Below are 13502 nucleotides of genomic sequence, written 5' to 3' on the forward strand. Positions count from 1 at the left end.
AGAGCGTCTTCCCATGGAAGGCGCTCTTTTTCTTGATGGTCATAGGGCCAGAGTCTACCATATGATACAAATTCGTGATGCATTAACATTTTTGAAGAAAACCTGTTCATGATAAATAAAAACAGTATGATGTAATTAATGTAAGTACGAAAAAGCCACATCTAAAGAATGGGAAGGAATGAGGGTATGGGGAAATTGACGACAACCAGCACAAAAAATGAGCGTTCCAATCGAGTGTCCGTGTTCGTTACGCTGCTCATGTCCTATCTTGTGATACTGCTGATCCCGGTCATCGTGTTCTGGGGACTGTATACGCAAATCGAGCGGATTATGATCGAAAATGCCAACAACTCCAACATGGCACTGATTGAGCAGGCGAAGCAGGTGGTGGACAGCCGATTGGATGAAATGCATCTGATTTCCCGGAACATCACTTCACATCCGCGACTGGATGGGCTGCTAAAGGCAAAATCCCCTCAAAATGGAACCGAGAACTACAATTACTACACTTTCATGCAGGAGATGCAGCGATACCGCAACAGCAGCAGTTTTATCACCGATTTTTATGTATATCTACGGGAGAGCGATACGGTTCTCAGTCCCACCTTAAAGACAACGTCCAGTGTCTTGTTCTCCGATATTTACGGATATGAAAAATTAACCTATCAACAGTATCAAACAGATATTCTGCACGGCATCCACTTTAACCGGTATTTGCCCGTGACCGAAGTCGGTAAAGGATTAAATCAGAAACGCATGCTCACATATATGCAAACGCTTCCATTTGGAGAGAAGGCCAATCCCAAAGGCGCGCTTGTTATGCTGATTGAGGAGAGGCAGATCGCAGGATTGCTTGATGAGATTGTGAAAACAAACCACGGAACCATTTATATCAAGGATGCCAGCGGCCAAGTGATTCTTAGTGCCGGTGAATCAGAGGTTCGCAATATGGGTAAAACCGCGGATCATCCGCGTGTGTTGACAGTATCGACAAGATCTGCGAGGAGCGGGTGGGAGTACGTATCGGCCGTACCGGAAAAAGTGTTTATGGAAAAGGTCAATATGGTCAAACGAATGGCCGTTGGTGTTATGGCTATCTGTCTTGTCGCTGGGATTGCGGCCTGTGCCTTCATGACCTACCGCGCGTATTTCCCTTTGCGCGACATCATCCGCTTCATCCGGCAATCCCATCCGGCTAAGGAGGGGAAGGTACGTAACGAATATGATTTTATCAAATCGACGATGGCTGATTCCTTCGGTAAGCAGACAGAGATGAAGGAACAATTGTCCAGGCAAACCCCTGTGATTCGGTCCAACTTTTTGCAGCGATTATTGAAGGGAAACGTGGATACAGCGGATATGTCCGATCATGCTCTGGACTTCATGGGGGTCTCGTTCCCGTATTCCAGTTTTGCCGTTGCCTTGATCGAGTTGAGGGATGCCAGTGGGTTCATACATAATGAGCGGGAAAGAGAATGGGCCCTGATCCGTTTTGTCACCGGGAAGGTGGCGGAAGAAATTCATCCCTTTACCGCATATTCCGTGGAGCTGGAGAAGAACCTGGTTGCGATTATTCTAAATATCCCAGAGCCGCTGCATGACAAGGCAGGCCAGCTGTACGATTGGGCAGAGCAAGTGAAGCAGGTGCTTGAACAGCGCTTTAAATCCGAAATAACGATCGGGATCAGCGATATCCGTACAGGTCTTGGATGCTTGGCGAGCGGCTACACCGAAAGCTTGAAGGCTTTGGAATATTCCATTTTTACTGCGTATAAACCGATTTTATTGTACGAAGAAATGAAACAGAAAACGGGGGTGTATTATGATTTTCCCATTGAGACGGAAATCCAGCTCATTAACGCTATGAAAAGCGGGGATACGGATAAGGCGCAGGATATCATCCAGTGTCTGTACCACAATAACTTCAACGGACAATCCATCTCGCCTGAGCTCGGCAGACTCATGTTCGCTAACTTGCTCAGCACCATGTTTAAGCTGTTGAATGCTTTGAATTTGAAGTACGAGGATATATTCGGCGAGTCAGGCAAATCGCTTGAGGAAATTACAGAGGGGAGTACGGTCGAGGAGCTCTACCGGGAGGTGAAATGGATGTTCGGCATGGTTTGTCTCTACGTAAAAGATCAAAGGGGCGATTCCTCTTCGCTGCTGCTTGAGAAGATCAAGAGCTACATTGAGGATCATCACGACGATTCCATGATCAGTTTGGCTTCCATTGCCGAGCAATTTGATATTACACCGCCGTATCTGTCGGCTTTCTTCAAGAAAAACAGCGGCACCAATCTCACGGATTACCTGGCCAAGATTCGGATCGAACGCTCCAAGGAAATGATGCGGGATGCTAAAAATACGATTTCGCACATTGCCCGGTCCGTCGGTTATACCAGTGACGTCGGTTTTATCCGGGTATTTAAGAAATACGAAGGGATCACCCCGGGAAAATACAAGGATACCCTGCATTCCCTATCATCGACCTTAAGAAATGATCATCTCAATTCTTAATCCCTGTTTATGCATGTTGAAACTGTACGGTATACGATGTAAGCGTTTCAGCATTAATATTTGGGGCAGGGCTGGTTGGAATCTTCTAAGCCTGGTCTTATCTTCGGATGATCATTCTTTAGGAAAAAAGGGAGGCGTCGTGAATTGAAAACAAACCGGAAACGTGTTGCGAGACTTGCGATTTTTATGCTGATTGTGGCTATGATTGCCGGATGCAGCGGAAAAGGCTCGGGGGCCGAGAAGCCTGCCGGCGAAAAAGGTAAGGAAGGAACAGGCGTGGCTGCTAGCGGTGAAACGGGATATCCTGGGCAGCTTACCTATTGGGTATCGCTAAATGGAAACGCTTCAGCAACAATGCAGGATATGAACGGAATTGCTGCATATCAGGAATTGGAGAAAACGACGGGCACCAAAGTGAAGTTCCAGCATCCACCGGCCGGTCAAGAGGCAGACGCCTTCAATATCATGGTCTCGTCAGGCAATTTGCCGGATGTTGTGGAGTACGGATGGGCTAACGTATCAGGAGGACCGGATAAAGCAATTTCGGACGGTTCGATTATTCGCCTGAATGAGCTGATTGAAGAGCATGCTCCAAATGTATCGAAATTGTTGAACGAGCATCCGGAATACAAAAAGCTGATCACGACAGACGGAGGCAACATTTACGTATTTCCGTTTATCCGCGGGGACGAGTATTTGCTGACGTTTAACGGCCTCATTATCCGCCAGGATTGGCTTGATCAGCTTAAGTTATCCGTGCCGGAGACGATAGATGAATGGTATGAAGTATTAAAGGCATTCAAAACCAAGGATCCCAATGGGAACGGGCAGGCGGATGAAATCCCGCTCCTGCTTGATATGGATATGACGGCAATCAATCATGCGTTTGTCGGTGCGTGGGGGATTACGACTGGTTTTTATCAGGTGGACGGGAAGGTGAAGTATGGTCCGATCCAACCGGAATTCAAATCATATTTGGAGACGATGAGCAAATGGTACGCCGAAGGTCTCATTGATCAGGATTACGCGGCAACGGACGCTACGCTAAAAGACGCCAAAGTGACCAACAATCAAGTGGGTGCCTTCTCCGGTTACATGGGCAGCAGCCTCGGCCGTTATTCTGAGCTCATGCTAAAAAGCAATCCGAACGTAGATCTGGTAGGTGCTCCGAATGTTGTATTGAAAAAGGGAGACACTCCAATCCTTGGACAGAAGGATTCGCCATTCAACGGATTTGGCGCGGCCATTACAAAAGCGAACAAGTTTCCAGCGGAGACGGTGAAATGGCTTGATTATAAATACGGTGAAGAAGGGCATATGCTGTTTAATTTTGGGGTCGAGGGAGTCAGCTACGATATGAAGGATGGATACCCGACTTACACAGATGAAGTGATGAAAAATCCGGATGGCCTATCGATCACCCAAGCGTTGTCGAAATACAATCTGGCCAGTTATTCGGGACCTTTTGTCCAGGATCGCCGTTACATCGAGCAGTATTCCGCGCTTCCCCAGCAAAAAGCTGCCATTGAGACATGGATGAAGGCGGAGAATGACCGTTTGATGCCGATTATTTCACCAACGGCTGAGGAAAGCACGCGTTATGCCTCGATCATGAACGATATTAATACCTACTACGAAGAGATGGTCAACAAATTCATTATGGGCGTGGAGCCGATTAGCGGGTTTGATCAATTTGTCCAAACGGTTCAAGGTATGGGCATTGAGGAAGCGCTCCAGATTCAGCAAGCTGCGCTGGACCGGTTCAACAGCCGTTAAGTTGTAGGTGCATGAAGAGGGAGAAGACTTCAGGATTCTCCCTCTAACTGTGAATGATTTTTTTGTCAGAGGAGGGCATAGGGTGCAGCTTAAGGAAGAGACAAACCACGTTATGATACAGAGCAAGCCAGAGAGCTTCAGCACAAGAGTTGCGAAGGACTTTCGCCGAAATTCCACAATCTACCTGATGCTGCTGCCGGTGGTAGCGTTTTATGCCGTGTTTCACTACGGACCTTTATATGGCCTGCAAATTGCGTTCAAAAACTTCTCGGCAGGGCTCGGCATATGGAATAGCCCGTGGGTTGGATTTCAACACTTCAGCGATTTCTTTAACGGATTTTTCTTTGAGCGGGTGGTTTCCAATACCATCATCCTGGGAGCGTACGATCTCATATTTGTTTTTCCCGCCTCGATTGTGCTGGCGTTAATGCTGAACGAGGTTCGGCATCGCATATTTAAGCGGACGGTCCAATCCATTACGTATATTCCCCATTTCATATCCGTTGTCGTGGTTGTCGGGATGCTGGTGGATTTTTTGTCGGTAGATGGTTTGATCAATCACATCATCACCTACTTCGGCGGAAAACCGATTTCGTTCATGCGGCTGCCGGAATGGTTCCGCACCATATATACCTCATCTGCCATCTGGCAAGGGATTGGATGGGGATCTATCATTTACCTCGCGGCCATTTCCAATATCGATCCATCCCTTTATGAAGCGGCTAAAGTGGACGGTGCCGGCCGCTGGAAGCAGATGCTTCAGATTACTCTGCCCGGCATCCTGCCAACGGTCATCATACTGCTCATCTTGCGGATTGGTTCCTTTATGGCGCTGCAGGATGAGAAGATCCTGATCATGTACAATCCGGTTATCTATGAGACGGCGGATGTTATCGGTACCTATGTCTACCGCAAGGGGATACTGGAAGCGAGTTACAGCTATAGTGCTGCTGTCGGCATGTTTAATTCCCTAATTAACTTTATGCTGCTCATTGGAGCCAATTATCTCAGCAAGCGGTTTACCGACACGAAGCTGTGGTAGAAAGGGGGCATCTCATGCGAACTTCAAAATCTATCAGTGAAGTCCTGTTTGATTCTGCGAATGTCATTCTCTTGTGCTTGCTATCGATCGTCACGTTATACCCTTTCCTATATGTATTGTTTGCTTCGATCAGTACACCGGCCGAATTCGTTCAGCACCGGGGTATCCTGCTGTGGCCCAAGGGCTTCTCGCTGGATTCTTATCGAATGGTATTTGAGAACCCCAATATCATCCGTAGTTACATGAACACGATATTTTATGTGGTGGTCGGCACGACGCTGAACATTCTGATGACGGCTCTCGGAGCCTATGGCTTATCCAGGAAAAACGTGATGTGGAAGAGTACCATTATGATGCTGATCGTAATGACGATGTTTTTCGACGGGGGGCTCATTCCGAAATACCTGCTTGTGAAAAATATGGGTCTGATTGATACGTACTGGGCTTTGATTATTCCAAGCGCCATGACAACATGGAACTTGATTATTATGCGAACGGCATTTCAAGGCGTACCGGATGCGCTCGAGGAATCCGCACGGATCGACGGGGCCAGCGACTGGACTATTCTGTTCCGGATCATTATCCCGCTATCGCTGCCGGTCATTGCGGTGATGGTGCTCTTTTACGGGGTATGGCACTGGAATAAATGGTTTGATGCCCTCATCTATTTAAGGGATCGGGACCTGTTTCCGCTGCAGCTGATCCTGCGCGAGATTCTGATCCAGAACGATACCAGCAGCATGATGACCTCGGTAGGCGGGGGAGACCGGATGCCGGTTGGCGAGACGATTAAGTATGCAACGATTATGGTGGCTACGCTGCCGATTTTGTTTCTATATCCATTTTTGCAGAAATATTTTGTGAAAGGCGTCATGATCGGAGCCATTAAAGAATAAGGAGGTAGTTGACTCATGTGGGAGCAAGCCATTATGGATGCGGTAGAAAAAACAAAGAGGAATATTGAACAATTCCCGATGAAGTTTCCTCATATTACGGAAGAGAAGCGTTACGAGTGGGGAGAAAGCAATGACTGGATTGAAGGATTCTATACCGGAATGATCTGGCTGTGCTATGAATATACGAAGGACCCGCTGTTTAAGGAAACAGCAATAGCCCAATTGCAGGATTACAAGCTGCGTCTTGAGGAGAAGCGACATCTGGATCATCACGACATCGGATTTCTGTATCTGCCCTCTGCCTTGGCAGCGTGGATTGTGGATGAACATGAAGATGGCAAGCAGCTCGCTTTGAAAGCTGCGGATCATCTGATGCTGCGCTGGCGGGAAGAGGGACAGTATATTCAGGCCTGGGGCCGGAAGGGCGACGAGAAGAACGGCGGTCGCATTATCATCGATTGCATGATGAACATACCGCTTCTCTACTGGGCCTATGATCAGACCGGGGATGAGCGATACAAGCGCGTGGCCGTGGCACACGCGGATAAGAGTCGACGCTACTTAATGCGGGGGGATGATTCGTCGTATCATACCTTTTACTTCAATCCGACAGATGGAACGCCCATCCGAGGAGGAACGCATCAAGGATATCATGACGGCTCAACATGGACGCGCGGCCAGGCATGGGCCATCTACGGATTTGCGCTCTCATACCGCTATACCCGTGATCCGAAATATTTGGATACGGCTTTACGTGCTGCCCGTTTCTTTATCGAATACCTGCCAGAGGATCATGTTGCGTATTGGGATTTTGACGTTCCGATTGAAGAGGGAACACCTCGCGATAGCTCCGCTTCCGCCATTGCGGCGTGCGGCATGCTGGAGATATTGGAGCACCTGGACGGAGAAGATGACAATAAAGGGCTATTGACAGAAGCTGTTCAGAAGTCGATGATATCTCTCGTAAACCGATATTCTACCATTGGTGAGGCGAGTGAGGAAGGCTTGATTAAGCATGGTTCCTATTACGTCAGAGGCGGTGCGGGGCCTGATGATTATATGATATGGGGCGATTACTATTACCTCGAAGCCTTGCTGCGACTGACCAAAGGGATACCTGGCTATTGGTATGAGAGAGGTTAGTATAATTGAATCTGTGCAACATATTGGGGATGCCGTGCGCTATGCGGCACTCCCTTTTTTGTGTAAAATATCAGAGGATCATTGTTCACAATATACTCATTAGCATTGTCAGAATGTCTTTGTTATGATGAGGAAGATTCAAATTTGAGATAAATGGTTTGGAGGAGATATGTGTGTTGAAACATGTGAAAGCTTCAATCTTGCTGACCTTGGGTCTGCTGCTAATACTGGTGTTCCCGACTGCAACGTGGGCCCATTCCAAGCTGGAAACCAGTACGCCCGCGGCAGATGCCAAGCTGACGGAAAGCGTGCAGGAAGTAAGCCTGTCATTTAATGAAAATATCGATGAAAACTTGAGCACGCTCAAGATTAAAAATGCGCAAGGCGAATCGGTTGAAGTAGCGGAGGTCAAGATCAACCAGAATACCATGCTGGGCACACTGGCTGCACCGCTTCCATCCGGCTCCTATACGGTCGAATGGAAAATCGTGGGCGGCGATGGACATCCCGTGGATGGAACATACGCCTTCGAGGTAGATGCCCCGGAAGCGGAAGTTACCCCGGAGACACCAGCAGGTACTGAAGAAACGCCTGCGGATACAGGAAATACACAGGATGAAACAGCACCAGCAGATAACACCGCTTCGGACAACACGGATCAGACGGCTGACCAGAATCAGCAGGCAGACAACACTTCTGCTACCGATACCGAACAATCGGCAGGCAGTGGGTCAACCGTGTGGATCGTCGTCATCGTGATTGTAGCGGTTGTTGCAGGATACTTTGGAATTAGAGCATCACGGAAGAAAAAATAAATGTCTTACTATTGGTTAGGTGAGCCGTTTCTATATCTAGCCTACGCCATGCTGGCAGGCATCACGGTATTGTCCCTCGTACCGAAAGCATATAAGCCGGAAATTTCAGTTCCGGCCTGGCTTGGTCCAGTGGCAGCAGCAGCCATCATCGTATTCGGATTTGTGCCGCTGCTGCAAATCATCATGTTTTTCAAGGATGATATCGGGTTCTGGAAGTCCTTTAACAGCATCATGTTCAAGTTCAGTGAGGGCGAGCGTTACGCCTGGATTCTGGTTCTCTCGATCCTATTGGCGATTCTGACCATGATCGTCCGCCGGAAACCCGGTTCTGTATTACGCTGGCTTATGCCTATTGCCTTGCTGGGCATTGCGGTGGCCATGTCCTCGTTTAACCATGCGGCATCCCTGTTCGATGGCGTTGGGCAGCTTGCCTTCTTCGGCCATTTCACCGCGATGGCGATATGGACGGGGACGTTGCTGCTTACAGGATGGTTCAGCGCGGATCAGGAGCGCTGGAGCGCGTTTCTCAGATGGTTTCATCCATTAGCGGTCACCTGCGTCATCGTTGTGATCGGATCGGGTCTGTTCCTGATGACGGCGGTGACGCCGGAGCCCATAAACAGCTGGACGCTGTCCTATGGGCAAGCTCTGCTGGTTAAGCATATTCTTATTCTGCCGCTATTGGTGTTTGCCTTTGTTAATGGTTATCTCGTAAAGCGCAAGCTGCGCCGGGATTCCGGTTATCGTCCAGCGGCATGGGCACGAAGTGAAGGAATTCTGATCTGGTTGATCTATATCGTCACCGGATATATGAACCAGCAGCCGGCTCCGCATGAGGTAATCGATACATTGGCCTCCTATGGTCCTGCTGCAACCTTTGTTTGGTTCCATCCCGGGTTTACGATTGGTGAACTGGCATTTACGTGGAGCTGGATAGGAATTCTTAGTCTGTGTCTCGGCCTTGCTCTTCTGTGGAATGTCGTGAACGTATTTCGCAGAAACCGGGCAGCTGCCGTCGGACTGTTAAGCGGCTTAGGCGCAGTTGTGTTGATCTATTGCGGCCTGATGTTCTCGGTTACCGCTGTTTAATATTTTGGAAGTTAACAAGGTCCTTGCTGTTTATGCAGCGGGATCTTTTTTATTGTTGAAAGTGCCCGGTCTTTTCAATCCTTCTGTTACCGGGAGCTGATCGGTGAGATTACGGAAATGTATATTCAGGAGCGGGCGAGAAGGCAGGGGCTGGCGGGCTTGCTGATCGCTTTCCTGGAAGAACAATTGATTGCGCGTGGGGTTAAGACCGTAAAGGTGCTTACGGGTCATGATAATCATGCGGCCATTGGAGTTTATGAGAAATCGGGTTATAAGCGGGAGGATGAAGTGTTTCTGGAGAAAGAGCTGGAGTAAAATGATGCACGACTGTGAAATTATGGATTTTATCCATCTTAAGCATGTTGACCCTAGCTTACATCAGGATCATCATGCTTTCTTTATTTGCTGGAATATCTGATCGCTTTACTCAGGATGCTGAACATCGCTCCGGTATTGACCAGGCGTGAGCCCTGTATTTCTCTTAAACACCGAATGGAAAGAATGCATGTCCTTATAACCGACCTTCTCGGCAATTGTACTGATTTTGTCGGGGGTGGTGCGCAGCAGCTCGCGGCTCATTCGAATGCGTACGGTCTGCAGATAGTGATGCCAGCTCTGGCCTGTATACCGGCGGAATAACCGCTGCAGGTGGCGTTCGCTGAATCCGCTGATCTGTGCAAGCTGCGTCAAAGTGAGCTCTTGCATGTACTGCCCCTCCACGTATTGAAGAACATCATGAAAGGAGTAGTGTTGAGGCTCTGATGTCATGGGTTGTGAAAGTTCAATGGCCCGGTTGAACTCTATGATCAGCTGTAGCAGCAGCGTGTGCAGATAAATGGCAGAACCGCTGCCTGGCCTGGCATTTTGCTCATAAAGGGAGCAAAAGAGCCTCTCAAAGCGATCATGACGGTCCATAATCGCGTGGTACCCAAGGGATCCATCTTCCATACGTTTCAAAAAGGCTGCCGTATCCGAACCTGATGCAAAAGCAATCAGTTTGGGCAGCAGCTGTACGGAGAATATGCAATTGTTCACAATGAGCGGTTTCCCGTTTGCAGCGGTGGGTCTAAATACGTGAGGCATTCCGAGTGGTATATAGAACATTTGACCTTTGCGTACGCGCTGTACCGAGTTCTCCAGGTGGTGAAAGCCTTCACCCTCCGCAATATAAGCAATCTCCAGAAAATCATGGTTATGGTAAGAGCCTGTAAAATTCTCCACGTTGCGATTCACATACATCAAGGTGTCGTCCTGGAAAAAGGTATCTCCGTGATAGGTTTCCATCGGTCGTTTCATCGTACATGCTCCTTATCATTAATCGTAGGATAGATGTCTGTTATGCCACATCGAATTGTCCGTTTTCCCCATAATTCCACGTTCAGGTTCACTTATAATAATAGTTGAAATAGACACGGTTAGGGAAGCACATATCCCGGATTGCGACCTATAAAACTTGATTGTTGAGTTAACCCTTAATGAAGGTGAACGGAGGAATGTTCTATGTTCAGCGTAACGGATCTACGATGTGAGTATCAGCATAATCCGATAGGAATCGGCGAGAAGCACCCGCGTTTTTGTTGGAAGTTGGTCTCGGACGAAAGAGCAGTCAGTCAAACGGCCTATGAGATTGAGGTTTCGAATGATGATACCTTTGCCAAGCCCCTTTGGACCTCAGGGAAAGTGGCTTCAACGCAATCGGTTCATGTGGAATTAAGCGAATGGAATGTATCGTCTTGTAAGCGCTATACTTATCGAGTCCGCGCATGGAATCAAGCCGGGAAACTATCGGAATGGTCGGATGCAGCCTATTGGGAGACGGGGAAACTGCAAGGGGAGAAATGGGCAGGGAAATGGATTTCAGCACCTAGGTCTTTGCTGCCTGCTGACTCTGCTCATCTACCGCTGCTTCGCAAGAGCTTCAGCTTAAAGTCCCCCATTGCGAAGGCAAGAATATACGCCTCGGCCTTAGGGCTTTATGAACTGGAGCTGAACGGACAGCGAGTGGGAGATGGTTATTTCACGCCCGGCTGGACGAGTTACGATCATACGATTCAGACACAGACCTATGATGTGACGGAGATGCTGCATTCAGGCCAAAACGCGATCGGCGCTTGGCTCGGAAATGGCTGGTACAAGGGACAATTGGGGTGGGAGGATCGGAGAGCGATCTATGGAGAGTGTTTAGCGCTTCTGCTGGAGCTGCATATTACGTATGCAGACGGGAGCGAAGAAGTAATTGCAACTGATTCAAGCTGGCAGTCGGCCAAAGGCCCGATCCAGATGTCGGAACTCTACCATGGTGAAACCTATGATGCCCGGTTGGAGCTGGAAGGGTTCAGTTCAGGAGATTATAAGGCAAATGATTGGTATGATGTCGAGTTGATCGATCACGGTTACGAGAAACTGAAGCCTCAGATTAACGAGCCCGTGAGAGCCGTTCAAACGGTGCGGCCCGTTGAATGTCGGACCACACCAAAAGGTGAAACCGTCATCGACTTCGGACAGAATTTGGTGGGCTGGGTCCGATTTAGCGTGTCCGGTGCGAAGGGCACCATGGTGACGCTGCAGCATGCGGAGATACTGGATTCCGATGGTAACTTTTATACGGAGAACCTCAGAACCGCTAAACAAACGATTCAGTACACGTTAAAAGGCGGCGGGAAAGAAATCTATGAGCCTCATTTTACATTCCAAGGCTTCCGATATGTCCGTTTAGACGGTTTCACGGAGGAGCAGCTGGACCCGGGGGCTTTCGAAGCGGTTGTGCTTCATTCGGATTTTGAAGAGACCGGAACATTCCAATGCTCGGAACCCATGGTGAATCAATTGCAGAGCAACATTCGGTGGGGACTCAAGGGGAATTTCCTGGATGTGCCCACGGATTGCCCGCAGCGTGATGAGCGGCTTGGCTGGACCGGTGATGCACAGATGTTTATTGGTACGGCGGCCTATCTTGCCAATGTGGCACCTTTCTTCACAAAATGGTTATCGGATCTGGCTGCAGAACAGCGCGATGACGGAGCCGTTCCATTCGTTGTCCCGCATGTGCTTGGCGATGAAGCATATGCTTCGGCCGCATGGGGAGATGCGGCAGTCATATGCCCGTGGACGGTATATGTCAATTATGGCGATCGACGGATATTGGAGCGTCAATATAGGAGCATGAAGAGCTGGGTCTCGTACATTCAGGCTCAAGGAGAGAATGAGTATTTGTGGAATACCGGTTTCCATTTCGGCGATTGGCTGGGGCTGGATGCAAAATCAGGCGACTACGTGGGTGCTACGGAACGGGATTTAATAGCGTCGGCGTTCTATTGTTATTCGGTAGAGCTGCTTAAGAAAACAGCCGTCGTATTGGGACAAGAAAAAGATGCTGCCCTGTATACTGAACTTAAAGAAAAGGTTGTTGCTGCATTTCGTAATGAATTTGTGACCCCGTCGGGAAGGCTAGCGGCTTCGACGCAGACCGCGCATGTGCTTGCCCTTATGTTTGGGTTGCTGGATGAAGAGGCAGAAAAACGGGCAGCGAAACGTCTCTATTCGCTGCTGGAGGAGAGTAGATTTCATCTAACGACAGGCTTTGTGGGCACACCCTATATGAACCATGTATTAAGCCAGCATGGCATGCATGACGCGGCATATAAGCTGCTGCTGCAACGGGACTATCCATCTTGGCTGTATCCGGTTACGAAAGGCGCTACCACGATATGGGAGCATTGGGACGGTATTAAGGAAGACGGCAGCTTCTGGAGCCGTGACATGAATTCGTTTAATCATTATGCATACGGAGCCATTGGCGAGTGGCTGTATCGTACGGTTGCAGGTATCCAGACCGTAGAGGAAGCGCCGGGTTATAAACATATTGTGATTGCGCCTGTGCCGGGCGAAGAATTGACGTGGGCTGAAGGCAAAATCGATACGCTGTACGGAACCGTCCGGTCAAGTTGGAGAATGGAAAGTGGTGGAGCGTTTCAACTGGAGGTATCCATCCCGCCAAATACAACGGCGGAAATCCGTCTGCCAGGTGTTTTTAATGCATCAAGCATTACAGAAGGAGAGGGGATACCTGTAGGCCAAGCGCGCGGGATTCAATCTGCATGTGGTGGGGAAACGGGTGTTGTGATTCAAGCGGGCTCAGGAGAGTATGCGTTCAGATATGTTTATTCCGATCATGCTGTGAAGTCATGAATAGAAGCAGGGAGCTGAGGTTCCTTACCGTGC

At 48.9% G+C, this 13502-nt stretch carries 10 protein-coding genes; 9 read left to right on the forward strand and 1 reads right to left on the reverse strand.

Going from position 1 to position 13502, the window contains the following annotated elements; translation table 11 throughout:
• Positions 1-186: 186 nt before the first annotated feature.
• From NYE54_RS13910 to NYE54_RS13945, 8 genes are all read left to right on the forward strand, one after another.
• Positions 187-2520 (forward strand): AraC family transcriptional regulator, encoded by a 2334-nt coding sequence (locus tag NYE54_RS13910; protein WP_339272473.1) that lies wholly within the window; start codon positions 187-189, stop codon positions 2518-2520.
• Between the two features lie 144 nt (positions 2521-2664).
• Positions 2665-4296, forward strand: a complete 1632-nt coding sequence (locus NYE54_RS13915; protein ID WP_339272475.1) for an ABC transporter substrate-binding protein — start codon at positions 2665-2667, stop codon at positions 4294-4296.
• A gap of 82 nt (positions 4297-4378) precedes the next feature.
• A complete protein-coding gene (locus NYE54_RS13920; RefSeq protein WP_339272477.1) occupies positions 4379-5338 on the forward strand; it encodes an ABC transporter permease subunit in 960 nt (319 codons plus the stop codon).
• Between the two features lie 14 nt (positions 5339-5352).
• Complete coding sequence (locus NYE54_RS13925; protein ID WP_339272479.1) at positions 5353-6234, forward strand: carbohydrate ABC transporter permease; 882 nt, start codon at positions 5353-5355, stop codon at positions 6232-6234.
• A 15-nt stretch (positions 6235-6249) separates the two neighbouring features.
• Complete coding sequence (locus tag NYE54_RS13930) at positions 6250-7377, forward strand: glycoside hydrolase family 88 protein (protein WP_339272481.1); 1128 nt, start codon at positions 6250-6252, stop codon at positions 7375-7377.
• A gap of 173 nt (positions 7378-7550) precedes the next feature.
• Positions 7551-8192 carry a copper resistance protein CopC gene (locus tag NYE54_RS13935; RefSeq protein WP_339272483.1) on the forward strand — a complete coding sequence of 214 codons (642 nt, stop codon included), beginning with the start codon at positions 7551-7553 and terminating at the stop codon, positions 8190-8192.
• Complete coding sequence (locus NYE54_RS13940; RefSeq protein WP_339272485.1) at positions 8193-9281, forward strand: CopD family protein; 1089 nt, start codon at positions 8193-8195, stop codon at positions 9279-9281. It begins immediately after the preceding gene.
• Between the two features lie 117 nt (positions 9282-9398).
• On the forward strand, positions 9399-9596 hold the full coding sequence (locus tag NYE54_RS13945) for a GNAT family N-acetyltransferase (protein WP_339272487.1): 198 nt from the start codon (positions 9399-9401) through the stop codon (positions 9594-9596).
• A gap of 108 nt (positions 9597-9704) precedes the next feature.
• On the opposite strand, the gene NYE54_RS13950 is transcribed toward NYE54_RS13945, so the two are convergent.
• On the reverse strand, positions 9705-10577 hold the full coding sequence (locus NYE54_RS13950; protein ID WP_339272489.1) for an AraC family transcriptional regulator: 873 nt from the start codon (positions 10575-10577) through the stop codon (positions 9705-9707).
• A 204-nt stretch (positions 10578-10781) separates the two neighbouring features.
• Here NYE54_RS13950 and NYE54_RS13955 point away from each other — a divergent pair, with 204 nt between their 5' ends.
• Positions 10782-13469 (forward strand): glycoside hydrolase family 78 protein, encoded by a 2688-nt coding sequence (locus NYE54_RS13955; RefSeq protein ID WP_339272491.1) that lies wholly within the window; start codon positions 10782-10784, stop codon positions 13467-13469.
• Positions 13470-13502 lie beyond the last annotated feature (33 nt).

Source organism: Paenibacillus sp. FSL K6-1330, from assembly GCF_037976825.1.
In the GTDB taxonomy this organism is placed as follows: Bacteria; Bacillota; Bacilli; order Paenibacillales; family Paenibacillaceae; genus Paenibacillus_AQ.

What these genes read in the sequence shown, in the direction of transcription:
- NYE54_RS13910 (WP_339272473.1), top strand. Translation starts at nt 187, where the DNA reads ATGGGGAAATTGACGACAACCAGCACAAAAAATGAGCGTTCCAATCGA.
- NYE54_RS13925 (WP_339272479.1), top strand. Translation starts at nt 5,353, where the DNA reads ATGCGAACTTCAAAATCTATCAGTGAAGTCCTGTTTGATTCTGCGAAT.
- NYE54_RS13930 (WP_339272481.1), top strand. Translation starts at nt 6,250, where the DNA reads ATGTGGGAGCAAGCCATTATGGATGCGGTAGAAAAAACAAAGAGGAAT.
- NYE54_RS13940 (WP_339272485.1), top strand. Translation starts at nt 8,193, where the DNA reads ATGTCTTACTATTGGTTAGGTGAGCCGTTTCTATATCTAGCCTACGCC.
- NYE54_RS13945 (WP_339272487.1), top strand. Translation starts at nt 9,399, where the DNA reads ATGTATATTCAGGAGCGGGCGAGAAGGCAGGGGCTGGCGGGCTTGCTG.
- NYE54_RS13950 (WP_339272489.1), bottom strand. Translation starts at nt 10,577, where the DNA reads ATGAAACGACCGATGGAAACCTATCACGGAGATACCTTTTTCCAGGAC.
- NYE54_RS13955 (WP_339272491.1), top strand. Translation starts at nt 10,782, where the DNA reads ATGTTCAGCGTAACGGATCTACGATGTGAGTATCAGCATAATCCGATA.